This window comes from Streptomyces sp. NPDC031379 (genome assembly GCF_055569615.1).
In genome coordinates this window covers 269,497-293,519 of the sequence record NZ_JBVIIT010000009.1, presented here as the reverse complement: position 1 = coordinate 293,519, position 24,023 = coordinate 269,497, and the positions used below count along the sequence as shown (strand labels likewise).

Below are 24,023 nucleotides of genomic sequence, written 5' to 3'. Positions count from 1 at the left end.
CCACCACCCCCGACCACCCACTGACCAGCCACCAGAACACCCCACAACACCGACCAACAGCAGACCGGCAGCAGACAGGCAACCGACAACCAGAACCCACCACTGCACCCCGCCCGACAGCAGCCAGCAACAGACAGCCAGGATGCTCCGCCGGACGACAGCAGACAGCAACAGGCAGCCAGGATGCTCCGCCGGGCAGCAGCAGGCAGCAACAGGCAGCAGGCAACAGGCAACAGGCAGCAGGCAGCAGGCAGCAGGCAGCAGGCAGCAGGCAGCAGCATCAAGACCACCACCGACCAACACCAACAAAACCCCCAACCCCACCCACCGAACCATCGACAGCACCACCCGGCCGGCCAGGACACCCCCAGACACGGGCCGCCGCCCACCACCCCTCCCGGCCCCCGGCACGACGTCCCACATGCCACACACCCTCCCCCCCACCCGCCCGCCGCTCCGGCGCTGTGCTGCCCCACTCCTTCGATCATCCCTACCCCGCAGGCCTGCACGCTGCCACACAGAACGAGCGAACGGCGGGGCCGGCCCCACGCCACGGACACCCGCCCGGCGCATCCCTGGGACACCGACAAACAGACACCACCACGCGACCAGCACACACACGGGGCACAGACCGGCGCCAGCCACGGCAACCAGCAGCCGGCAGCAGACACGGACGGGCGGCCGGCACCGGCGCAGGGCGCGGGCGAGGAGCGCAGGCGGCAGGCGTGGACGACACAGCGGTCGTCCGCCGGGACGGGGCGCAGGCGTGGACCACACAGCGGTCGTCCGCCAGCTCCTACGACTGGGGGAACCACCGCGTCACGCGGCAGTCCTAGCGTCGTGACGGCAATGACCGAACCCGCCCAGCAGGTGAAGCGAGAGTGACATGCGAAACGAACGAAACGACCGCACCGGACGTGTCATCGTCGGCGTCGACCGGCAGAAAGGAAGCGTCGTGACGCTGCAGTGCGCGGCCGAAGAAGCCCGCCGGCGGCGTTCCGCCCTCGTGGCCGTGACGGTATGGAGCCCCTACGGAGGCGACATCGCCGAACACGCCTATCCCTGCCCCGAACTCGACGCATCCCAGAAGGTGTCGGCACGGACCATGCTCGAAGCCGCCTGTGAACGCGCAGGCCTTCCCGGCGGCCTGGCGGTGGAGCGCCGGGTGGAACGGGGCCTGCTGGGTCCGGTCCTGGCTCACCTGGCCCACGGCCCGCAGGACCTGCTGGTGATCGGCCCGCACTACCGGCAGGCGTTCAGCTGGCTACGCCCCCCGACCGACCGGTACTGCCTGCGCAACACGGCAGCACCCGTCCTGATCGTCCCCCCCGACTGGGCACCAGGTGCCGCCACCACGAACACGGCGGCAGCCTGACACGACACGACCGGTGCTGCCCGGCCCGCCGCCTCACCCCGACCCTCCAGCACCCCGGCCCTCCAGCATCCCGACCCGCCTCCTCACCCCGACCGCCCGGCACCCCCCGACCCTCCAGCACCCCGACCGCCCGGCCCCCCGGCGCACGCCGCCGCGGGGTCAGCCCCCGCGCCGTCAGGGCACCGCAGACGCGCCACCACACCCGCCCCGGCCCCCTCCCCTGCCCCTTCTCCACCAGCGGGCACGGTCCAGGCGGATGCGCCCGCTCCAGGCCGGAGGGAGCATTGAGGAACAACGCCTCACCATCAGCCCCCCACTTCTCCAACGGGTGCCTGCCGCGGGAGACGGCCATGACAGACCCAAGCCACGCATACGGAACCCTGCACCGAGACTCCGTGCTCGCCGCCACACTGCAAGACGTCATCGAACGACTCGGCGCGAACACCGGCCTGGCCTACCTGCTGGCACACGACAGCCACACCCTGCGCACCGCGATCATCGCCGGCGCCCAACCCGCGATCTTCACCATGCCGGAACAGATGGACACCGACGAGCCCAACGCCACCGCGGCCGCGTTCCGCACCGGGGAAATGACCATGGCCGGCTTTCCCACCCCCTCCTACCCCGACCTGAAACTCGCCAGCCGCATCCCCTTCCCCTACTCCGTGGTCGCCTTCCCCATCGACACCGAAAACGGCCGCCTGGGAGTACTCACCTTCCTCTGGGTCCCGCCCCGCACCCGCTTCCTGCGCGCACAGGAAGTGGCATGGCTGGCCGAACGCGCCCAGACCCTGGGCCACACCCTGCACACCATGGCCGCCCACACCGTCGACATGCGAGCCGGAACCAAACCAGCCCTGCTCCCCCTGTACCGGCCACGACCCCGCGTACCCGGACGGACCAACATCGGATGGGGCCTGCCCGACTTCCCCGGCTCCACAGAAGTCAGCTTCATGTACCAGGTGCACCAGCTGGCCGCCGAACTCAACGAAGCCGCCGGCATACCCGACGTCATGGCCGTCGCCCGCGCACGCATCATGACCCCCTTCGGCGCCACCGCCCTCCTCGTCCACACCCTCACCGACGGCAGACTGTGGGTGGCCGGACACATCGGATACCCCACGGTCGCCCTCAGACTCCTGCACGGCGCGGCAGCAACCCCCCACCGCCCCGACGCCGACGCACTCCTGACCCAGACCCCCCTGTTCTTCGAAGACCGCACCACACTCCTGCACACCTACCCCAGCGCAGTCGACGACGACCTGGAAGCAACCGCCTTCCTGCCCATCGTCCTCAGCGGCCGCCCCACAGGCGTGTGCACCCTCGGCTTCGACCGGCCACGAACCTTCAGCCCCGAAGAACAAGCCGTGGCCATGATGATGATGGACCTCCTCGGCCCCGCACTCCAACGAGCCAGCCTCGGAGAAAGCGCACGCTCACTCGCCGAGAACCTGCAGAAAAAACTCCTCCCCCGCGACCTCGTCGAAGTCCCCGGCATGATCACCACCGCCCGCTACGTCCCCGCCCCCTCCACCGCAGGACTAGGAGGCGACTGGTACGACATGGTCCCCCTGCCCGACGGCCGCATCGCACTGATCGTCGGCGACGTCGAAGGCCACAGCATCGAAAGCTCCGTGGTCATGGGACAACTCCGAAGCGCCGTCCGCGCCTACGCCACCGAAGGCCACTCCGCAGGCACCGTCATGACACGAGCCAACCGCCTCCTCCACGGCCTGGACACCGACCTCATGGCCACCTGCTGCTTCATCGGTATCGACATCACCAACGGACTCGCCGAAATAGCCCTGGCCGGCCACCCCGCCCCCCTCCTACGCACCACAGACGGCTCCGTCAAAGCACCAGAAATCCCCCCCAACATGCCCCTCGGCATCGACCCCGAAGCCACCTACCACGTCACCGAACTCACACTCCACCCCGACACCCTCCTCATGCTCTACACCGACGGCCTCACCGAATCCCGCCACCTCGACACCGCCCTCTGGGCCCGCTCCCTCCTCACCCCCCAACCCACCTCCCTCGAAAAACTCGCCGACCACCTCATCCACGAAGCATCCACCCACACCACCCACCACGACGACGTCGCCCTCCTCCTCGCCCGCTACGAAGGACCCCAACCCGGCCCCAACCGCCGCATCACCCGCGCCACCTTCCAACGACACGACCTCCAAGCAGTCAAAGCCGCCCGCCAATTCATCAGCGACAGCCTCCACACCTGGGGACTCGACGACCTCATCGACAACTTCCAACTCCTCACCTCCGAAATCGTCACCAACGCCCTCATCCACGCCGACAGCGACATCGACCTCCGCCTCCGCGAATACCCCGACCACCTCCGCCTCGAAGTACGCGACACCGACCCCACCCCACCCCACCCACCCCCCACACCCACCCCAACCCACACCCACACAACAAACCAACCCACCCCACCCACCCAACCCCCCGAACACGGACGCGGACTCACCATCATCGACACCCTCTCCACCGACTGGGGCAACTCCCCCACCGGACGCGGCAAAACCATCTGGGTCGACATCCACCACCAAAACTGACACCCACCAGCCACCCGGCCTGTCAGCTGGCCGGCTGCCGCCCTGTCGGCGCCGTGACCGAAGGATGAACGCGCAGTCCCCCGCCGCACCCACCGATCAGTGGATGCCTCCCACCCGCCCACGACGAAAAGCTGGACGTGTAACCACAGCCCCCTTGAGGACCTGCACGGCCACCTGGGAAGAAGGCAAGCAAAGGAAAGGCCCCATGGACGACAACACGTCCCCGCAAGACCCGGGACATGCAGCAGCCCGTGCACGGTTCAACAACCGCCTCCGCGCATGGCAACCGATGTCCGCCACACACAGCCCCTGGCCTCTGCCCGAACAGCACCACACCGCATATGCCTACGAGACAGTGACCTACGGACAGCGCGTCCTCGCCCACCTCACCGCGCACGGACGCGCTCACCTGATCTCCGAGACCGGCGACGACATCACAGCCGCCTACCCCGAACTCACACGACTCCCCCAGCTCGCAGACGGCCGAGAAACCGTACTCGACGCCGAGATAATCACTCCAGGCACCGAGCCAGCGGCACCGGCCCGCGCATCGCACCACCCGTCTCCACACCTGGTGATCAGCGACATCCTGTACGCGGGGCAACCACTCCTCCGCCTGCCCTACTCCCAACGACGAGCGCTACTCGAACGCCTCGTGCCACCCCTACGAGACCCCCGGATCACCATCTCCCGCTGCTGGCCGAAAACCCTCGCATACGAACTCGCCACCACCGGCCCACACACCCACGGCTACAAAGCCATCACCGCCAAAGACCTCACCAGCCCTTACCAGCCAGGCTGCCGCACCCACAACTGGCTCACCACCACACCAGCACGAACGACCCGAACCGTATGAGTGGCACCAACAGCGCCGGCGCATAGGGAAGTTGACAGATCATCGACGGCTCGTACGCTGCCTTGCGCGATGAGACGTGTGCTGAAGGGGATGAGCGCCGTCGGGATGACCGTGGGTGCTGTGGGGAGCACTCACCGGCTGCGGCGGCAGCAACGGTCCGAGCGCCCCGGAGAAGGAGCTGGGCAGCAAATGCCAGGGACGAGACTCCGCCGACAGCGTGGACCTGAACCTGCGCAAGGAAGCCAATGCCGCTACACCATCGCGATCCACACTCCCGGAGCACGCCCCATAGAGGAAGCGGGATCGGGCACTGGTCTCCGTCGACCCATTATCGGGTCGTCCGAGCGCGCGGCCACTCTCTGTGATGACCGGAGCAGACCCGCAGCGAGCGCGGGCCCGGCGCCGCCTCCCGAAGATCACGGGCGCGTACGCTCATGCACATGGTTGAGCATCGCATGATCCAGGTGAACGGCATTCGGCTGCACATCGCCGAGCAGGGCGACGGCCCTCTGGTGGTGCTCCTGCACGGCTTCCCCGAGTCATGGCACTCCTGGCACCACCAGTTCGGCCCCCTGGCCGACGCGGGCTTCCGAGTTGTCGCCCCCGACCAGCGCGGATACGGTCGCAGCGACCATCCCGCCGACGTCGACGCGTACACCATCCTCCACCTGGTCGGCGATGTCGTGGGACTGATCCAGGCCCTCGGCGAGGAGAAGGCGTATGTCGTCGGGCACGACTGGGGCGCGCCGGTGGCCTGGCACACCGCGCTGCTGCGACCGGACATGGTGCTCGGGGTGGCCGGCCTGAGCGTGCCACCCCCGTTCCGGGGGACGCAGCCTCCGCTCGCCGCCATGGACGAGAGGTTCGGCGGCCGCTTCTACTGGAACTACTTCAACCGTCCCGGAGTCGCGGACGCCGAGTTCGCCAAGGACACGCGCACCGCTCTGCGTAAGTTCTTCTACTGGGCCTCCGGGGACGCTCCCGACGCCGGCGAGGGCAAGCAGCCGCTGATCGACCCCGAGCGTGGCTGGCTCGCCACCATGCCGGACCCCGAAGTCCTGCCCGAGTGGTTCACCGAGGACGATCTCGACGCGCTCACCGAGAGTTTCTCCAAGGGCTTCACCGGGGCCCTCAACTGGTACCGCAACCTCGACCGCAACTGGGAGCTGACCGCTGCCTGGCACGGCGCCGTCGTCACCCCGCCCGCCCTGTACGTCTACGGCGACCGCGACCTGGTCCCCGCCTTCCCCGGCACGCCCGAACTCATCGCGCGCCTGCCCGAGCTGATGCCCAGCCTGTGGCGCGACCCCGTCGAACTGGCGGGCTGCGGGCACTGGACCCAGCAGGAACGCCCGCGCGAAGTGAACGCGGCCCTTGTCGAATTCCTCAAGGCCTGCCCCTGAGCCCGGCCTCCGAATCGTCGGATCTGCCGCGTCATCGCCTGCCTTTCGCGTCGCCCGGTGGGGCAAGCCGCTGCCCGAGCAGCCGACGGAGGTGATATGGGCCGTCCATGGCGATGCCCGACGACGTACCAGATGCCAAGGTCGACGTACGGGCCGCCGGGCTCCTGGACATGGCGGTCGTCGCACGGCGAGGTCTGCCGGCACGTCGAGTCCGCCCGGCAGTGGTGGTGGGCGGGCCACGCACGCCACCTCGCGCCGTCGTCCGCGCCGGCGCCCGCTTCGAACGCGGGCACCTCGTCGAGCGCCGCGAAGTCCCCGCGCATCGAACCATGTCGACTGATCCGCATGCCTTTCCTGCCCACCCTGGCGGTGCCTGACCCGGAAGGGGCTCACCACCGGATCGGCAGGTCCACCAGGGCGAGCTTGGCCGGGTCGATCACGACCTTGATGTCGGTGATGCGGCCGTCGACCACGGTGAACGCGAGGACCGAGAGCGGGGTGCCGTCCTCGCGCCATGAAGCGATCCCGGGCAGGCCGTTGACGAGCACCGCCCGTCCCTGCGCGGCCGTGCCGCCGGCCAGTCGCGCTCCGGCGGCGACCTTGGTGGCGCCGAGGGTGACGACCACGCCATCGGGTGTGTCGACGGTGAGCCTCACCTCGGGGTCGAGTACGCGCAGCAACTCCTCGAAGTCGCCGTGGCGAGCCGCCGCCACGAACGCCTGAACCACCTTGCGCTGCTCCCGCCCGGAGGCCAGCGGCCGCTCGATCGCCTGCACCTTTCTGCGGGCGCGGCTGGCGAGCATCTTGGTGGCGTCGGCGGACTTGCCGAGGATCTGGCCGATCTCGTCGAACGGCACGGCGAACAGGTCGTGCAGCACGAACGCCAGCCGTTCGCTCGGTCGCAGCGAGTCGAGGACGACCAGCAGCGCGAGTCCGACCGAGTCGGCGAGCACCGCGTCGTCCTCCGGCGCAGGGCCCTCGTCGAACGTCAGCACAAGCTCCGGCATCCGGTCGTCGTAGGACGCCTCGGGGCGGGCCTGGCGTGATCGCAGGACGTCGAGGCTGATCCGGCCGACCACTGTGGTCAGCCAGCCGGCGAGGTTGTGAATGGTCGCCGCATCCTGGCGGGACAGTCGTAGCCACGCCTCCTGGACCGCGTCCTCGGCGTCGGCGTGCGACCCGAGCAGGCGATAGGCGACCGCGCGCAGGCGGTCGCGCTGGGACTCGAACGCCCTGGCCGTCGGGTCCGCCGGGCTGGTGTCGGACATGTTGTTACCTTCCTCGGATCCGCTCCGTCATGGGGATGACGGGCCCGGAAGGGCGCAGGTAACCGATGAAGGAGCAAGGACGATGGAAGCACGTACGAAGGGCTCGGGAAACCCCGCGGTGATCACAGCAATTCAGCAGCTCAACAAGGCGATTGACGACGGGGGCGTCGACAAGCGACTGCTGGCGCTGGTGCACCTGCGGGCCAGTCAGATCAACGGCTGCAGCCCGTGCGTCTTCGCCGGGGTCCGGGCGGCGAAGCAGGCCGGTGAGACGGAAGAGCGCCTGCACAATGTGGCCGCGTGGCGCGAGACGCCCTTCTACGGCGACGAGGAACGGGCGGCGCTCGCGCTGACCGAGGCGGCCACCCGGATCCAGGACGGCGCGCCGGGCGTGACGGATGAGATCTGGGACGAGGTCGCCGACCACTTCACCGAGGAGCAGCTGAGCGCGATCATCCTGGAGATCGCGATGACCAACTTCTTCAACCGGATCAACCGCACGGTCCGGGAGCAGGCCGGCAAGACCTGGTGATCCGGGCGGGGCGTCATCCGCCCGGAGGCCACGCCTCCCCGGCGGACGACGGATGACGCCCCGCCGACCGGGACACCTGACGTCGTGTGGTCGACGCCGACGAAGCCCGTGTGCCCGCCGGGGCGGGCGGCGCCGATCGCCTGCGCGGTCGGCTCCTGCGTCCCGACGGCCTCGACCACCGAGTGCGCGCCGAGCCCGCCCGTCAGTTCCTCGATCTTCGCCACGCCCGCGTCACCGGGGTCCTCGACAATGTCGGTCGCGCCGTAGAACCGGGCCGTAAGTGGCGTCAGAGGGTGGTCAGGATCTGCGGCGAGAGGACTTAGATCATTGTGTTGGTCCAGCGGATCTGCCGGACAGTCTGTGGGTGACATTGCGTAGCCAGGGCCAGGAGCGCCTCGTCCTTGGTGGCCCGCGCGACCTGGGCGAGCATCTCCCTCGGACCAGCGGGCGAGGTCGGTGGCGGCGTGGTGCACCCGGGCCTGGTCGTTGCAGGGCCACTGGATGCCGCTTTCGCCGCGCCGCTTGTCGTAGGTGAGGCCGGTGTAGTCGCACGGCCGGCCGGCGCTGCAGCGTTTCCACGCCTCGCACGCGGACTCCGCGTCGTGCCAGGTGATCAGCGGGCCGCCGTCCTTGTCGCGGAAGTCCATGCGGGCGGCGTAGTCGGGGAAGATGTCGAGGTCGGACTTGGCCTCGCCGGGTCGGCGGACGGCCTTGTCGGACAGGTGCACGGTGCGGTCCGCGTCGGTGAACGTGCCTGTCTTCTCACCCCAGGTGGCCGCGGGCAGGACAAGGTCGGCCAGCTCAGCGGTCTCGGTGAGCTGCATGGCGTGGGTGGGCGGTGCGAAGTGGGGGATCGTCTTCGGCTCGACGTTCCACACCCGTGCCAGGTCGGCGACGTGGCTGTCGTTCTGCCAGTTACGGAAACCCGGCAGGTCGCCGTCGGCGCCGCGCTCACGCGTGTTCTCCGCCTGGGTTGCCCGTTCATCTGCAGGACGCCGGCGCCGGGCCGGCCGAGCATCCCGCGGATCAGGTGCAGGCTGTTGATCTGCACGGCCGCGGCCGTGGCCTGATGGGATCCGTAGACCCCTTGCAGCACCGTGGACAGGAGCCTGTCGGCCGAGCCGAGGAGTTCGGCCGCCTCACCGATCCGCGCGGCCGGTACGTCACAGATCGCGGCGGCCCACTCGGGCGTGCGCCGCTCCACCCGCCGCACCAGTTGCCAGGTGCACGTGGGGGATGACGGGCGACCTGCGTGGGCCGCGGGTCGACGCACAGCAGACGGTCGAGGATGCGCATCCACTGCACGGGCTGGGTCTCGGCGATGTTGTGCCCGAACAGCGCGATGACATCGGCGTGGTCGGTGTCGTCGTGGCAGCCGGGCCGGCCGTCGCAGCCGAAGGCTCCTTCAATGCCTCGCCCGCGGTTGCCGTGCACTGACGGGTGTTGCCGTCCAGGTGGTCGGTGCCGATCCCGGCCCGGGCGAGCACGGCGAGGGTGTAGTACTCCTCCAGGAAACCCAGTGGGGGCCCGATGCTCAGAACGCCCACCGCGTATGGGTGTAGACCCCGCTGTCCCGACCGAAGCCGTACGCGGTGGTCGGGGCCACCGCAAACACCACCGCGTCCCCCTTCCGGAACGCATCGCCGATCCCGTGGAAAGTGCCCTCGGGCGACGTGATGTGCGGCCCGTACTTCGCCTCGTACGCCGCGATCACCTCTTCCAGTACCGCTGGATCCGCAACCGGCTCCGCCTTGCCCTCAACCACGAGGTCGAGCCCTTCGGTGAGCGAGTTCCCCCCGGTGGTCAGCGCGCAGTGCGCATGGTGTGCGAGGTTCCTCGCCTTCTGCTCCCCCGGGCCCGTGGAGAAGTACAGCACCCCGTCGTGCCAGGCGGCGATCACGGGCGTGACGTGCAGCCTGCCGTCGGGCCGCACCGTGGAGACCCAGAAGATCTCTGCGGCCTCCAACTGCCTCTGGGCCTGTGCCCACGTGGTGGCGGTGACGTCCGCGGCACCTGGGCGGGGATTGAGTGCGGAGCTGTAGCGGGTGTCCAGCTCGGTCGTGGGCTGCTTATCGGGTCCCTGTGTCGGCATTGCGCGCCTCCTTCTTCTCCTCCCCATAACGACCCGCAGCCCGCGCCGAAATCATCGCCGCGTCCGTTTGGGTCAGTCTGCGCGCCCGATCAGGAACGGCTGGGCCCCGGCGGGCGGCACCGGACGCCCCTGACCACCTGGTCGAGAGCGAAGCCGCCGCGATCCATTGTGAAGGTGGACCGCCAGCTGGATGGGCTACGACGTTTCCATCGACGTCCGTGATGCTGCGCGCCACGGGGGACGACACGCCCCCCAGGGATGTGGCAGCGCGAAGCGAGGGAGCAGGGCGGGAACAGGGCGCAGATCGCAGGGCGCTGGGCGCGCTGGGACCGGCTGTCGTATGCCGTGGCGCGTGAGCGTGCGGAGGGGGCCGCCCGGTCGGACGGGAAGCGTGCCGCACCGCCCACCGGCACGCACGGCACAGCGCCCCGGCCAGGCAAGAGCTGATGTCGCAGCCGTACCCCCCGTTCGGCATCCGCCGGTACGGCGCGGGGCCGCACCGGGACCGCGTGGGGATCACGCGGTCAGATCGGTCCTGGGGGTGCCGCTTGCGGCCGGTGTGACGCTGGTTGCCACCCTGCCCAGGCCCCGGGCGGGGCTCGCGCGGGCGTCAGGCCGGCGCCCGTGGCGTCCTCGGGGCGGCGCGAGTCCCCAGGGGTGAGGTCGACGCTCACCCCTGGGACGCACCCTGATGCTCGCCGTGGATGGCGAGGACGGGAGCCGGTACAGGGGCCCAGCCTCTGCCCGACCGGCCTACGGCTGCCGGTGGGACGAGCTGGCGCGAAGACGAGTCAGCATGCATGCGCGAGTTCTTCGATCTGCTCGGCCATGCGCTGGTCTGGCTGGTGGAACTCGCCGGGGACTCGTACGTGCCAGATGGGTGGGTACGCGTTCGCCGGGTGAAGCTGGAGGCGTGAGCATCAGTAGCGAGCGCCCGGTAAGTGCTGAGCAGATCTACGCAGCGCTGGCCGCTCTGGCGGCTGAGCCGGAGCTAGATCAGAAGGAGCGACCCGAGGGGCCGCAGGAAGAAGACCGCCTGCACCTGCTGGGCAGTCTGCTGGCGAAGACGGAACTCGAGATCACCACCGCAACCCGTCTGACCGAGGAAGAGGAGATCGAGGACGTCCTTGAGACGTTGCTCGGCTGGGGGGAACAGCTGGGAGCGGATCCCGACGTCGCGGTCAACGTCGTGACGAACCGGCTGCAGCGCACCGCAGTGCAGGTCTCCGAACCCGAGGCGGAGGAACTGCCACCCGGGCGGGAGGCCGCCTTCGCTGCAGTCATGACCGCGGTGTACGCGCTCGGCGCCCAGCTGCACGCGGAGCGTGGCGATACGGAGGGAACTCGACGTGCTCTGAGTGGGGCGGAAGAAGCCCTCATCGACATTCTGCAAGGCATGCATGACCTGCGTGTGGCCATCGGCGACGCGGCCGAGCCGGTGGACGAAGCCGGCGGCTGACCCGCAGGCATGTGCCCCGGAAGAGTCAAGAACAGGAGTCGGCACGAGCCCCCAGCCGCTCCCCAGCCGCTCCCCGGCCGGCCGGTGGCGGCCGGGGAAGGAGCTGTCGCGGAAACGGGTCGGTAGGCGTCGGCGAGTTCTTCGAACGGGTCGGCAGGCGCTGGTCGGGGTGGGAGACTCCCCGCAGGCGTCGTCGGTGGTACCGGATGCGGTGGTGACCCGAAGGGGGCGCGGGTTTCGATGAGCAGGCCAGTGCTGGGGACGGCCTGTCGGCGGGCCTTTCGCGGATACTGGCTGACAAGTGGGCCCTCGCGGTGTCCCGTGAGCGCTGGGCGAGGTCAGAACCCTCGCGTCTGGGGCCGCCGCGCCGTTCCTGTACGCCATGGGGACCCGGCTGGCGTAGGCCGTGAGCCGGCGGGCTGCCGCTCGCGCTGCTCGGCCACGGCGAGCTGCTGCTCACGCTCCATGACGGTGGCCTCCTGCGCTGGGGACGGTGTCAAGGGGGAGATGGAGACCGGACCGGCAAGGGCGAGGAGGGCGAAAGTCGCCCCGTCCAACTTCTCGGTACCTTTCGTCTTCGGCCGGTCCCAGCCCGGTCGACCGCGTACGCCCGGGCAGCGAGCTCTATCTCACGGCATGCGAGGCACTCGGTGTGGTCCCGAATCGTTCCGTCGCCTTAGAGGACTCGGCCCAGCCGTCGTCCAATCGCCCGGAGCAAGGCGCGGAACACATCGAATCGATCATGGCCCTGCAGCTCCCTCAGATCCGAAACTCGGCGTCAGGCGGGCCGGACAGCACCGCCTCCGCCCGAGGCACTGGCATCACGACATCGCCCTCGGAGTACTGGCACTTCCGGGAGGCGGCCCCGCCGCTGCCGAAGTCGATGTCCACGAGAGCGGGAGGCATCCCGTTCCTGGCAAGCGTGTTTGTGGGTCCCGGGCCCGTCGATGAGGGTGCGCCGGGCCGGTGGGTTGATCGATCCGCGATTCTTGATCGCCGGCGAGCCTGCTGATTAGCTGGCCGGCATGACTGACCTCGGTCCCGTCGCCTGGCCACCCGCCCCGATCACGACCGCGAGGCTCGTGCTCCGTGAGCCCGAGGCCCGGGACCGTGCGGCGCTCATCGAACTGCTGGCCTCACCAGAGGTGGGCACCTACCTCGGCGGCCCTCGACCGCGTGATGAACTCGAGCGCGCGATGCCCGGGGCGCCTAGCCGGCGCCCCGGCCTTTTCATAGTCGATCTCGACGGAACGATGATCGGCCAGATCACGCTCACCAAAGCAACGGGGCACATTCGTCAGGCTGCCGGGAAGGCCGAACTCGGCTACATGTTCCTGCCGAAGGCGTGGGGGTGCGGGTACGCCGCCGAGGCGTGCGCAGCGGCACTCGACTGGTTCGCCGGCGCTCTTCCCGACGAACCAGTGGTGCTCGCCACCCAGACCGCCAACCTCCGCTCGATGCGCCTCGCGGCGAAGCTGAGGTTCATCGAGGTAGAGCGGTTTGAGGCTTACGGTGCCGAGCAGTGGTTCGGCATGTGGTCCCCGGTCGCGCTGTCCGATTGAGTTCGAGTGTGATGGCCGAGCGCTCGCCCGCCATCTGAAGGACAACCCGGGACTCGATGCGGCGGCTCTACTCGAGCACCACCACGACACGAAGGAATCCGCTGCCCAGGCCAAGGCCTTGGAGAAGGAGGCGGTCACCGCGATCCGCCAGGGTTTGTTGTCCGCGGACAACAAGCCGAAGGTGTCCTCGCAGGCACACCATGAAGACGGGGAGCCGGCACCGGCATCAACTGAAGCAGCCAGTCGGCCTCTCGACGACCGAAAGAGGGACGGGGTTCGAGGCGGTGGCCCGATCAACAACGGCGGCCATCGCCGCCGCCGACTGCTCATCGTGGCGTCTTCCAGGCCATCCAGTACGCCACTCAGGCTGTACCACTCCGGCAGGTCACGCCACAGGGCACCGGTCCGCAACCGCCACGACACCCCATTGATCACCTGTCGGTGATCCCGCCACGGACGACCGACCATCAACACCCGGTAGCAGAGGCGCTGTCCGCTCCCACGCCGCATCCGTCAGCTCACCACGACCCACCGCAAGATCAACTATCAGACGGGTCCTGGCGGCTGGCGAGTGAGGCGAGGAAGGAGTCGACCATCGCGGTCTGCACGTCCAAGGGGAAGCGGTCGGGGTCGAAGAGAGCCTGGACGACGAGGCCGTGGGTGAAGGCGACGGCGGTGCCGGCGAGTTGCTCCGGGTCGGCGGTCGCCGGGATTTCGCCTGCGTCGCGTGCGGCTTCCAGGTGGGGGCGGATCGTCGAGCGCAGCCGGGTGTAGCGGCCGGCCTGCTCCGCGGCGAGGGCGTCGTCGGCGAGGGAGAGGTCCCAGGAGCTGACCCAGATGCGGTTGCGTGCGGTGTCGCCCGGGGTCAACGGCAGGATGTCGAGGAGCATCGCGCGCACCGTGCCGAGCCCCGGCGCCGGGCGCGCTCTGCGGGGCCGCTGCGCGGTGTCCTTCTCCAGCAGGTCCAGGGCGTGCGTGACGAGGGCCCGTTTGGTTGGGAAGTAGTGCATGAGCATCCCGGTCGAGACGCCCATCGCGGTGGCGACGGCGCGCAGAGTCAGCCCGCCGAACCCCTTGTCGGCGAGGACACGCCACACCGCCTCGGACACGTCCTTGCGGCGGGCTTCACGGTCTCCAGGTGCGGGCGGCATGCTGCTAGCTTACGTACCGAACGCTTGTTACGTACCTGGAGAGCGAGGCCCCATGTTCACCCTGCCGCTCGGCGACCGTGCTCAGCTCCGCCCCCTGGAGCCCTGGCAGGCACCGGAGTTCCTGGCCCACATCGACCGGGCCCGGGCCACCGTCGACCCGTGGATACCCTGGGCCTCCCTCAGCACCGACCTCACCTCCGCCACGGCCACCCTCCAGCGCTACGCCGACCGGCAGGCCACGGACGGCGCCCGGATCCACGGCATCTGGCTGAACGGCACCCTGGTCGGCGGCGTCATGTTCCCCCGCTTCGACGCCGCCTCCGGGGTGTGCGAGGTCGGCTGCTGGCTGGAGCGGGCGGGGGAAGGGCAGGGGCTGGTCACGCGGGCCTGCCGGGCGCTGATCGACTGGGCCTTCGCGCAGCGCGGGATGAGCCGGGTCGAATGGTGGGCCGCCTCGGGCAACGCCCGCAGCATCGCGGTCGCCCGCCGGCTCGGCATGAGGCGCGACGGTGTGCTGCGGCGGCACTCCGTCCACCGGGGCGAACGGCGCGACATCGAGGTGTGGTCGGTCCTCGCCGAGGAGTGGCCGACCGCCGGTGACGCGTCCGAGGCCGCCGTCCGCGCGGAACTCGACCGGCTGATGGGCGTGTTCGTGGGCGCCTTCACCAATACCGGCGGCAGGCGGCCGGACCTCGGCGTCATCCGTGACGTCTTCGTACCGCAAGGACGGATCATCGCGAACGTCGGCGACGAACCCGTGATCTACGACCTCGACGGGTTCATCGCACCACGCCAGAAGATGCTCACCGACGGGACCCTGACGGAGTTCTCCGAGTGGGAGGTGGCCGAGCGCACCGAACTCTTCGGGTCGATCGCCCACCGGTTCAGCGAGTACCGCAAGTCCGGTTACCACAACGGCGAGTGGTTCGAGGGCCGCGGCCACAAGACCACCCAGTTCCTCCGCACCCCTGCGGGCTGGAGGATATCCTCCCTGGCCTGGGACGACGCCCCCGCGAGGCCCTAAATGTATTGACCCGCAGGGCTGTTCACGCGGGTGATGGGTGGCTGTCCTCCGAGTGCGGTGTGGCATCGGTGATGGTTGTGGCTGTGCAGGAAGCTGTCCAGTGCAGCGGTGCGCTCGGCATCCGGGCCGCGTTGTGGGTCGGGGCCGGCCTCCGGCCGACCCGTGGCCTCCGCTACGCTCCAGCACGCTCCGGCGTCACTAGGCATGCCACGCTTCGCGCGGCCCACCGGCGTGGCCAAGGCACGGGCCATGGCCGACGCGGCACGGGCAGGAGATCCTCCCTCGCTGGGAGCCTTCCGCACCTTTCAGGTGCCGGTGGCCGGTGTCGCCGAGATCACCGGCTTGGGCCTGGGCCCGCTTCCGGCAACAGACCGACTGTCTGCGCACGTGCGCGCCGGAAAGCGGTGGACCCAATTGGAGACGTTCGAGGACTTCGTCGTGTAAGTCACGAAGCAGCAGCATCCGAGACCGCCCTCGCGTACCCAGCTATCGGCCTGCCCCGGGGGGCAGAACACGATGCAGCAGGAAAGCGAGCACGGCCGGCGCCTGGTCGGAGGAGCGGCGCGAGCAGCCGGACATCGACCCGTCGTGGTGCCCGGCTTGGCCGGTGGAATGGCAGCGGGCCTTCCATCTCACCCGGCTGCACCTGGACGAGGGCGGCACGCTGCCGACCGAGGCGGGTGACGTCATTCGCCAGGGCGAGGATCTGGGGCGGTAGGTGCGGTCGGTGCCGGTCGGCTGCAAACGGCGTGATCTTCGTAGCGGGTCGCGCAGGCGACCCGCCCGGTGCCCGGGACCCGCTCTACCCGATCAGGCGGTAAGTGCGATCGTCGACAAACGGCTTGAGCACGAGACCTGCTTGCGACTACTACGACCATGTGTCACCCGCGCGGCGGACCGTGAGGGCCGAAATACACGCCCTGTCCGGACGGTGCAGCAGGCTGTCCCTGCCGGGCGCTGACAGAGGCGGCCGCCCGCACCGCCCACGGCTGATGGAGCTGACACATGTCCCACGGGCCCGCCGAACTCAAGTACCCCTACGACCACGAGTGGATCCGCACCGACGACGGGACCGTCACCGTCGGCATCACCGACCACGCCCAGAAGACCCTCGGCGACATCGTCTTCTTCCAGCTGCCCTCCGTCGGCAAGGTGGTCGAGGCGGGAGACGCCGTCGCCACGGTGGAGTCGGTCGAGGCGGCGTCCGACCTCTACACCCCGGTCAACAGCGCCCCGTACGGAATGTGGCTCTTCAAGGTCATGGCCGCCAAGGGCTCCTTCGACGTCCTGCTCGATACCGAGGCACACCAGAACTTGTGTCGTCCACATGGAGGAGTCGGCGTGTTCGGCGCCCCGACCACGGCCGCGACCACCGCAGAGGCTCACTCCGCCCCCTAAGGTCCTCATCCTCACGGAAGGCAAGACGACGAAGATCAATCGAGAGCGCCTCGTCAGAACGCTGACGTTCTGGCTGCGGCCTGTGTTCGCGTTGCGGGTCATCAACCGGTTTCAGAAAATCGTGGGTTTCGACCGCTCGATGGCCCTGGCATCCAGCGCCCTGACAGCGTTGGTCCCGGTCTCCATCATCCTTGGCACTGTCTTCGGGCACTACGACGCCGCCGAGCGGATCATCAAGCGCTACAACCTCACCGGTGCAGGCGCCAAGGCGGTCAGCTCACTGTTCTCTCCCGCCGAAGAGACCAGCGCGAGTGTGGGAATCTTCGGCGTCGTGTTTCTGACGATCTCCATGCTGAGTTTCACGCGAGCCTCACAGCGACTCTTCGAACAGGCATGGGAACTCAAGCCCCTCAGTGTGCGCAACACGCGTAACGGCTTGTGGTGGATCCTCAGTCTCGGTTGCTACGTAGCAGTCATCACGTTGCTCTCCGCGCTTCTCGGCGAGCACGGGCTGGGTCTGGCCGCCTTGGTGTGTGAGGTACCGGTGACCGCCGCGTTCCTCGTCTGGAGCGGCTGGATTTTGTCGGCGAAGCGGATCAACTGGCCGGACCTGATTCCGTTCGGCGTCACCGGCGCCGTTCTGACGGCGGCGTATTCAGTGGCCGCGGCCATCTACATGCCACGTCTCTTCAACTCCTCCGCCACACGTTACGGAGTGGTCGGTGCGGTCTTCGCGATGATCTCCGCCCTCTTCACGGCCATGCTCGCCCTGGTCGCGTCGGCGGCACTGGGACGAGAAGTACGAGACGAACTCGGCCGGATCCGTGCGGGCCACCGCACGTCCGACCTTGAGGTGCGCCGGCAGTGGGACAAAGTGGTCGAGCAGACGCGGTCACAGTGGCGCACGGTTCGGGACCAGGTCTCTCATCATCCGACGAAGAACTCGAAACACTGACGCGCGCCACCGCCGGCCTTCCACGTTTCCAGCTCCATCAGCCAGGAAGATGGAGGTGGCGAACGCGACTTGATGATCCAGGTCACAGCACCGCGCAGCCAGCGGGGACGAGGTCCGCCACCCACTGCGCAGTACCGGAGACGGCACCGGATCCGGAATCGCACGCTGCGGCAGACCACGAACACTCTGGCTACATGCTTCGGTGAGGAGCGAAGGCCAGGGTGCGCTCACCTCAAGTCGTCATGCCCGTCCTGTAGGGCGGGAGGCTCCTGCCAGGTCAAGGTGTCCAGGGGCGACAGCAGGCCCCGGGCCGGAGCGGGCAGGGGCCTCATCACGGCGGACGCCTCGTCGCTGAAGAAGACGACGGGCTTGTCCGGGACGCGGACGGGCACGGGCACGGGTGCCATCGTGCGCGAGGTCTTCCTGGCGGTCATCTGTTTCCCCCTGTGTCGGTGCGGGCCATGCCCGGTTGAAGGCCGGCACACGGGCCGGCTGCGAAAGCGTATCCAGATCGGAATCGGCGTCCCGAGGCATTTCTCCGGGCCGTTCCAGCAGGATTGCTCCGCTTCCGCTGGGCAGGGCGTCCCGCCGACGCGTCGTCAGCGCTCGGGCGCATCACCCGGGTGGGGCCTGGCCGCGGACAGGGCAGGACCGGCGGTACGGCACGTCGGGCGCGTACACCGACCACTCCCAGTCGAGCAGGTCGCCGCCCGCGACACGGCAGGCCATGCCGATGGTGTCGGCGGCGATCTGTGGCTCGTCGCCGAGGTCCCAGATGAAGACGTTCTTCCCACTGGCGGTGACCAGGGTGTGTCCGTCCCGGCCGAAGAGCAGGTCGGACACGTCCTCGGGGTGCCTGCCGAGGAGGGTCGCCAGGTGTGGTTCCGTGCGGGAGCCGACGCTCCACATCCAGACGGCGCCGTCCCGGCCCGCGGCGGCCACCAGGCTGCCGCCGGGGTCGAAGGCGGCACGCTGGAAGGTGACCTCCTTTTCGTCCTCCGGGGCGACGCTGCCCAACGGGCGGGGATGGCGTGGGTCCCGAACGTCGAACAGCGCCAGCGTGCGGCGGGGCACCGAAGCGCTGCTGACGCCCGCGCCGACGATGGCGACCGTGCCGCCGTCCGGGCTGAAGGCCGTCGCGCCGTACACGCCGTACGTCGAGACCTTGTCGCTGTACGGATTGACGGTCCTGGGGTCCAGCCGGACGAAGGCCTTGGGGCCGGCCGACACGTCCCACAGGTCGGCGTTCTGGAGGGGCCGGTCCATGTCGATCACCAGACGGCGGCCGTCGGGGCTGAACGACATGTCGGTGAGAGAACCCACTCTGGGCACGTGGGCGGTGCGTTTCGGCCGGGCCGGGTCCGCCACGTTCCACAGGGTGAGGTTCTCGGTTCCTCCGCTGTCGCTGCGGACGGCGAGGAGCGGGGCGCGGGGCGCGAAGGCGAGTTCGTGCGCGTACGACGCCTGGGTGCGGATGCTGCCGACGATGCGCGGACGGGTGCGGTCGGCCACGTTCCACAGCACGACCTGCCCGTTGACGTGGACGCTCGCCAGCAGGGTGCCGTCACTGCTCAGGGCGATGTCGTCGACGATGCTCTGCGGGCCGGTGAGCGACGCCTGCGCCTTGGGGTGGGTGCGATCGGTGATGTCCCACAGGTGGACGTCGGTGATCCCGCCGACGGCCAGCGTTCTGCCGTCGGGGGCCAGGGCCAGGCGCGACGACGAGGCGTCGTTCGGAAGCTTTCCCACGACATGGGCCTTCTGCGCACTGCCCAGCTTCCAGTGGATGACCTCCGCCTCCTCACCACCGTAGGTGTTCACGGAGACCAGGGTGCGCCCGTCCGGGCCGAAGGCCAGCGCGTCGACGTCGACGCCGGAGTTGATCTTCGTCCGTACGCTCTTGTGACCCACCAGCCGGTCCCGCTGCTTCGGCGATCGCCGATCGTGGACGTCCCAGACGCCGACCGTGCCGTCCTCGCCGACGGCGGCCAGTTCGGTTCCGTCCCGAGAGAAGGCGAACCCCTCCACCTCGTCGGTGTAGAGCGGCCACTCGGCCAGCCGGTCCGGGTCCAGCGGCTCGGAGAGGTCTATGAGCCGGGCGGCGCGGCCGTCGACCGTGGCCAGGACCTTGCCGTCCGGGCTGAACCGCAGCAGGCCGTTCGACCCGATGACGCGGCCCCCGCGGCGGGGGTGGCGGGGATGTGAGACGTCCCAGGTGCGCACGCCGGTGACCGTGTAGTTCTTGCCGATGTCGAGGCGGCTGCCGCGGCTGCGGACGACCCGGGACGCGGTGGCGAGCGTACCGCCACGGGGGGCGAAGGCCACGCTGTCCGCCTCGTAGACGCCCCTGGTGACCGACACTCTTCTGGGCCGGGCGGGGTCGGAGACGTCCCAGAGGACCAGCGTGCCGCCGTTCCGCGCCGCCGCGTTCTCGTTCTTCTCGTCCCACCAGCCGGTCGCCGCGAGCGTTTTGCCGTCGCCGCTCAGCGCCAGTGCGTCCAGTGAGCCCGGCAGGCTCGCGGCGCCGGCGTCCAGCGTGGTGAGCCGCCGGGGGGCGGCGCCGGTGCGCAGGCCTGCGAGGTCCCACAACGTCACCCTGTCGTCGGTGCACCGGGCGGCCAGGATGCGTCCGCCGGGCCCGCCGAAGGAGATGTCGTCGCGTGAGGAGGGGGTGCAGTCCAGCCGGGCCAGGGGGCTGCGCCGAGCGGAGCCGGGGGAGACGTCCCACAGGGTCGTGTCGTGCCGGCCCATCAGGGTCAACGTCTGCCCGTCGGGCGCGAGAACCGCGTCCCCGCCCCGCGACGGCAGCAGGGTGCGGCCGCGGAAGGGGCTGTCGTGGAGCGTCTCGAAGATCACCCGGCGGGACTCCCCTGACGGACGCAGCGCGTGTGCGGCCAGTCCCAGTTCCAGGGAGCTGCGCGCATCGGTGTCCCGCAGGTTCTGCGCCTCCGCCAGCAGCGCCCGGTAGGTGGCCAGTTCGCGCTGCCGTTGTGCACTCGTGCGCTGTTCCCTGGCGGTGTCCGCCTGCCGTACGGCCACCACGGCTGAGGTGACCGACGCCACGAGCAGGACGACGAGGGCGACGACCGCCGACTGGAGCAGTCGGACCCGGCGCCGCGCCCGGCGCCGCGCGCTCTCCGTCGCTTCCTCGCTCGCGGTCAGGAACGCTGACTCCCGCTCGCCCGCCAGCCCCAGACCGTCGGAGCGGCGCAGCTGGAGCGCGGCCTGGAGCCGGCTGCCGCGGAGCAGGAAGGCGGGGTCGCGTGCGGCGGTGTGCCACTCGTCGGCGGCGGTGCGCAGTTGCTGCCGCAGCAGCAAGGTGGCGGCGTCCTGGCCGATCCAGTCGCGCAGCCGCGGCCAGGCCCGCAGCAGCGCCTCGTGGGCGATCTGCGCGGTGTCGTGGCCCACGGTGATCAGCCGGGCGTCGGCCAGTCGGTCGCGGATCTCCCGAGCGCTCGGCGGCAGTCCGTCCAGCAGACCGGCGAGCGGGGCCGGGTGACGGATGACCACCGGGGTGCCGGTGCCCTCGGGCGGCAGGTGCACCATGCGCAGCAGCAGTTCGCGCAGGGTCCTGCGGCCGTCGTCGTCGAGCGCCCGGTACAGGTCCTCGCCGGTGGTGGCCACCGACCTCCGAATGCCGCCGGTGGCCTGGTATCCGGTGAGGGTGAGCCGTGCGCCGCTGCGCCGCAGCCAGGTCTCGCGCAGGGCGTGCGCGAGAAAGGGCAGTGCGCCGGTGTCGTCGTCGCCGAGACCTCCCTCGCTCAGGTCGTGCAGAAGCCGGTCGGACAGGCCGCGATCCAGTGTGAGCCCGGCCTCGGCGGCGGGCTGCTCGATCGCGGCGCGCAGGTCCCGCTCCCGCATCGGCGGCACGGTGACCTGCCCGTGCTCCAGAGCCCGTTCGAGTTCGGGGTGGGCGAGGCAGCTGCCGTAGTGATCGGCGCGCAGCCCGAGGACGACCCGAGGGCGGGGGCCGGGGCCGTCGCCCGCCAGGGCCGCGACGAATGCGGCCCGCTCCCCGGCGTCGTGACAGTGTGTGAACAGCTCCTCGAACTGGTCGACGACCAGCAGCCGGCACGCGGGCCGCCCGCCTCGCGGCGGCGGGAAGACGCCTGCCTCCAGCTGCGTGCGCACGTCGTGTGTGTCGCGCCCGGTGGCTCGCGCCCAGGCCTTCGCCAAGAGGTGCATCGGGCGGGGGCCGGGGGCCGGAACGAGCAGCGCGGGCCAGGGTGCCGTGTCGTCACCGGCCGCCTGCCTCCGCTCGAGTCCGGCGAGCAGCCCCGCCCGCAGCAGGGACGACTTGCCCGCCCCGGAGGCACCGACGACGACCACCGGCCCGCCCCGGCCGCCTTCACCGCCGTCACCGCCGCCTTCACCACCGTCACCGCCGCCTTCACCACCGTCACCGCCGTCGGACGCGGCCGTCGGCCCCCCGGTGCCGTCCTCGGCCGCCGGGTCGGACCCGACGGCCTTCAGCAGGCGTTGCACCAGGTCGTCGCGGCCGAAGAAGTGGGCGCTGTCCTCCGCGCGGAACGCGGCAAGGCCCGGGTAGGGGCAGGGTACGTCGGCCGGCGGCTCGGCGGCATCGGTCATGTCCGGGGTCTGGTAGGCGCGGTTGCGGGCGACGACGAGGCCGCCCAGTGTGCCGTCGCTCTGCCGGGCGGGCCTGACGCGCGTGTCGTCGGCGAACTCCCGCTCCAGCGCCGCGTGGAGGCGGTCGGCGGTCAGCCACAGCGGCCCTGCCGGATCGCCCTCGGTGAGCAGCCGCAGCAGCCTCCCGCTGAAGAGGGTGTGCCGCTCGCCCTTCGGCGCGAAGGACAGCTCGTACTGCGAGGCAGAGCTGAGCAGGAAGCTGCCGCGGGGCCGGGCGGAGGCGAACGGCCGCCCGAACGCGCCGTCCCCCCGGGGCACCCGGGCGCGCCCCGAGAAGCAGCAGTCCAGGACGACGAGGCTGCCGTGGGCCGCCTCGCCGAGGAGGTCGCGCAGGGTGCGGTAGGGGACGGCGCCGGCGACGCTGCGGTCGGAGGGGCTGAAGCAGGTGGCCAGGTACAGCTCGTCGCCGGGGCCGAGCAGGCCGTGTCCGGCGTAGTGGAGCAGCACGGGGCCGGTCGCCCCGTCGACCGCGCGTTCCACGGCCGCCACGATCTCGGTGGAGGCGGCCCCGGCCGAAACCCGCGTGATCCGCTCGGCCGGCAGGCCGCAGGCGTCGTGGAGAGCGTGCCGCAGATCGTCCAGCGTGGCGTCGACCGACGGCAGCGCGGACAGCGTCGACTCGGCGACGAACGTGCCCGTGCCGATCAGCACGGCCCGCGCACCGTCGAGCGCCGGTCCGTCGGTCACGACGACGGGTCCCCATCGCCGGTCCCGCCCCGCCGCCGGTCGCCCTGCCCCTCACCCGCCTCGTGCATACTGCCGTGCGGCCGCTCCCCGCCGGGCGGCTCTGCATGGTCCCCGCCGTCCTCCCCGTCCCATGGCCCGGCCAGGCGTTCGGCCAGATCGGCGAGTTCCTGTGGGCTGAGGCTGCGGGCCTGCCGGGTGGAGATCTCGATGGTCGTGCCGTCCGTCCGGGTGATGCTGACGGTGTGGTTGCTGCGCCGGCTCTGCACCCAGGCGACGACCGCCCCGGCGAACACGGCGGCGACCCCTCCCGGCTCCAGCAGGGCGACCAGGGCGTCGGTGGCCGGTCCCATGGCGCCCGGCGGCTCCGCCGCAGGCCGCTGCCGGACGATGCGTCCGCGCAGTTCCGGCTCGTTAAGCAGCCAGCCCCGAAGCTCCTCGACGCCCTCCGGGCGCCCAGCCGCCTGCACTGTCATGACCGTACGCATGCGTCGTTCCCCCCACGACGTCCGCCCTCTCCCGACTGGACCGGGCCATCGGCTCACAGAGGCTACCCATGTGGCACACGGGCGTACCAGAGGCGTACGAATCCCATGACCCACCCCACCGACTCCCCTCTCCCACACGGCCCTTGCCGTCACGCGCGCATCCCTCCGCTCTGCCGCGGCATCATCTCGCCCATAGCAGAGCCGATGACCTCGACCGAGGGCGCGTCCGCGAGGAGGCACCTTCAATGCCCTCCTCGCCACCCGAGGAAGTCTCCTGGGCGAGCTGTACGCGCTCGCCCGGACCGCTGACCTCCCTCCCGCATCGATGGCGGGGCCGCGTCCAGGCGCGGCCCCGCCCCTCCCCCGTTCACGACGTCTAGAGGAGCATCATGACCAACACGGCCACCGGCGCCGAGACGACGAACATCCGAGCGTGGACCGCGTACGGCGCACACCACCTACAGCGCGGCACACCGGTACCCGAAGTCGACCGACTGGCCTGGGGATTCTGGCCCACCGGCCCAGGTGCCGAAGTCCGTACCTCTCCACTTGGCGG

16 protein-coding genes and 3 pseudogenes are annotated in these 24,023 nt (G+C 70.2%); 10 read left to right on the top strand and 9 right to left on the bottom strand.

The window, feature by feature from the left end; genetic code table 11:
* Window positions 1-886 precede the first annotated feature (886 nt).
* The 4 genes from ACZ5CW_RS16145 (at window position 887) to ACZ5CW_RS16130 (ending at window position 6,204) form a co-directional block, all read left to right on the top strand.
* Complete coding sequence (locus ACZ5CW_RS16145; RefSeq protein WP_468601590.1) at window positions 887-1,375, top strand: universal stress protein; 489 nt, start codon at window positions 887-889, stop codon at window positions 1,373-1,375.
* 350 nt (window positions 1,376-1,725) lie between these two features.
* Window positions 1,726-3,945: an ATP-binding SpoIIE family protein phosphatase gene (locus ACZ5CW_RS16140; protein ID WP_468601588.1), complete on the top strand. Its 2,220-nt coding sequence runs from the start codon at window positions 1,726-1,728 to the stop codon at window positions 3,943-3,945.
* A 205-nt stretch (window positions 3,946-4,150) separates the two neighbouring features.
* Window positions 4,151-4,801: an ATP-dependent DNA ligase gene (locus ACZ5CW_RS16135; protein ID WP_468601586.1), complete on the top strand. Its 651-nt coding sequence runs from the start codon at window positions 4,151-4,153 to the stop codon at window positions 4,799-4,801.
* Window positions 4,802-5,241: 440 nt separating this feature from the next.
* Complete coding sequence (locus ACZ5CW_RS16130; RefSeq protein ID WP_468601584.1) at window positions 5,242-6,204, top strand: alpha/beta fold hydrolase; 963 nt, start codon at window positions 5,242-5,244, stop codon at window positions 6,202-6,204.
* Between the two features lie 389 nt (window positions 6,205-6,593).
* Here the strand turns inward: ACZ5CW_RS16130 and ACZ5CW_RS16125 are convergent, their stop codons facing one another.
* Window positions 6,594-7,472 carry a sigma-70 family RNA polymerase sigma factor gene (locus tag ACZ5CW_RS16125; RefSeq protein ID WP_468601582.1) on the bottom strand — a complete coding sequence of 293 codons (879 nt, stop codon included), beginning with the start codon at window positions 7,470-7,472 and terminating at the stop codon, window positions 6,594-6,596.
* Between the two features lie 82 nt (window positions 7,473-7,554).
* On the opposite strand from ACZ5CW_RS16125, the gene ACZ5CW_RS16120 reads away from it, so the two are divergent.
* A complete protein-coding gene (locus tag ACZ5CW_RS16120) occupies window positions 7,555-8,004 on the top strand; it encodes a carboxymuconolactone decarboxylase family protein (RefSeq protein ID WP_468601580.1) in 450 nt (149 codons plus the stop codon).
* 428 nt (window positions 8,005-8,432) lie between these two features.
* Here the strand turns inward: ACZ5CW_RS16120 and ACZ5CW_RS16115 are convergent.
* Both ACZ5CW_RS16115 and ACZ5CW_RS16110 read right to left on the bottom strand, forming a co-directional pair.
* Window positions 8,433-9,518, bottom strand: a pseudogene (locus ACZ5CW_RS16115) (molybdopterin-dependent oxidoreductase); the annotation flags it as partial.
* Window positions 9,519-9,538: 20 nt separating this feature from the next.
* Window positions 9,539-10,096: a pyridoxamine 5'-phosphate oxidase family protein gene (locus ACZ5CW_RS16110; RefSeq protein WP_468601578.1), complete on the bottom strand. Its 558-nt coding sequence runs from the start codon at window positions 10,094-10,096 to the stop codon at window positions 9,539-9,541.
* Between the two features lie 913 nt (window positions 10,097-11,009).
* Here ACZ5CW_RS16110 and ACZ5CW_RS16105 point away from each other — a divergent pair.
* Together ACZ5CW_RS16105 and ACZ5CW_RS16100 are read left to right on the top strand one after the other, a co-directional pair.
* Window positions 11,010-11,555: a hypothetical protein gene (locus ACZ5CW_RS16105; protein ID WP_468601576.1), complete on the top strand. Its 546-nt coding sequence runs from the start codon at window positions 11,010-11,012 to the stop codon at window positions 11,553-11,555.
* A gap of 1,025 nt (window positions 11,556-12,580) precedes the next feature.
* Window positions 12,581-13,117 carry a GNAT family N-acetyltransferase gene (locus ACZ5CW_RS16100; RefSeq protein ID WP_468601574.1) on the top strand — a complete coding sequence of 179 codons (537 nt, stop codon included), beginning with the start codon at window positions 12,581-12,583 and terminating at the stop codon, window positions 13,115-13,117.
* Window positions 13,118-13,486: 369 nt separating this feature from the next.
* Here the strand turns inward: ACZ5CW_RS16100 and ACZ5CW_RS16095 are convergent.
* Together ACZ5CW_RS16095 and ACZ5CW_RS16090 are read right to left on the bottom strand one after the other, a co-directional pair.
* Window positions 13,487-13,649, bottom strand: a pseudogene (locus ACZ5CW_RS16095) (transposase); the annotation flags it as partial.
* Window positions 13,650-13,656: 7 nt separating this feature from the next.
* Window positions 13,657-14,268 carry a TetR/AcrR family transcriptional regulator gene (locus ACZ5CW_RS16090; protein WP_468601572.1) on the bottom strand — a complete coding sequence of 204 codons (612 nt, stop codon included), beginning with the start codon at window positions 14,266-14,268 and terminating at the stop codon, window positions 13,657-13,659.
* A 52-nt stretch (window positions 14,269-14,320) separates the two neighbouring features.
* Between ACZ5CW_RS16090 and ACZ5CW_RS16085 the strand changes: the two genes are divergently transcribed.
* Window positions 14,321-15,292, top strand: a complete 972-nt coding sequence (locus tag ACZ5CW_RS16085; protein ID WP_468601570.1) for a GNAT family N-acetyltransferase — start codon at window positions 14,321-14,323, stop codon at window positions 15,290-15,292.
* Here ACZ5CW_RS16085 and ACZ5CW_RS16080 read toward each other — a convergent pair.
* A pseudogene (locus ACZ5CW_RS16080) lies at window positions 15,289-15,414 on the bottom strand (IS481 family transposase); the annotation flags it as partial. The gene ACZ5CW_RS16085 and the pseudogene ACZ5CW_RS16080 sit on opposite strands and share 4 nt — an antisense overlap.
* 883 nt (window positions 15,415-16,297) lie before the next feature.
* Between ACZ5CW_RS16080 and ACZ5CW_RS16075 the strand changes: the two are divergent.
* Together ACZ5CW_RS16075 and ACZ5CW_RS16070 are read left to right on the top strand one after the other, a co-directional pair.
* A complete protein-coding gene (locus ACZ5CW_RS16075) occupies window positions 16,298-16,690 on the top strand; it encodes a biotin/lipoyl attachment domain-containing protein (RefSeq protein WP_468601568.1) in 393 nt (130 codons plus the stop codon).
* 82 nt (window positions 16,691-16,772) lie between these two features.
* The gene (locus ACZ5CW_RS16070; protein ID WP_468601566.1) at window positions 16,773-17,645 is read left to right on the top strand and encodes a hypothetical protein; all 873 of its coding nucleotides are present in this window, start codon (window positions 16,773-16,775) and stop codon (window positions 17,643-17,645) included.
* Between the two features lie 227 nt (window positions 17,646-17,872).
* Here the strand turns inward: ACZ5CW_RS16070 and ACZ5CW_RS16065 are convergent, their stop codons facing one another.
* The 3 genes from ACZ5CW_RS16065 to ACZ5CW_RS16055 all read right to left on the bottom strand — a co-directional run bounded on the left by ACZ5CW_RS16065 (window position 17,873) and on the right by ACZ5CW_RS16055 (window position 23,455).
* Entirely contained in the window at window positions 17,873-18,079 is a 207-nt protein-coding gene (locus tag ACZ5CW_RS16065) for a hypothetical protein (protein ID WP_468601565.1), read from the bottom strand.
* A 181-nt stretch (window positions 18,080-18,260) separates the two neighbouring features.
* A complete protein-coding gene (locus ACZ5CW_RS16060; protein WP_468601563.1) occupies window positions 18,261-22,982 on the bottom strand; it encodes a caspase, EACC1-associated type in 4,722 nt (1,573 codons plus the stop codon).
* Complete coding sequence (locus ACZ5CW_RS16055; RefSeq protein WP_468601561.1) at window positions 22,979-23,455, bottom strand: effector-associated constant component EACC1; 477 nt, start codon at window positions 23,453-23,455, stop codon at window positions 22,979-22,981. The genes ACZ5CW_RS16060 and ACZ5CW_RS16055 overlap by 4 nt, the downstream gene beginning before the upstream one ends.
* Between the last annotated feature and the right edge of the window lie 568 nt (window positions 23,456-24,023).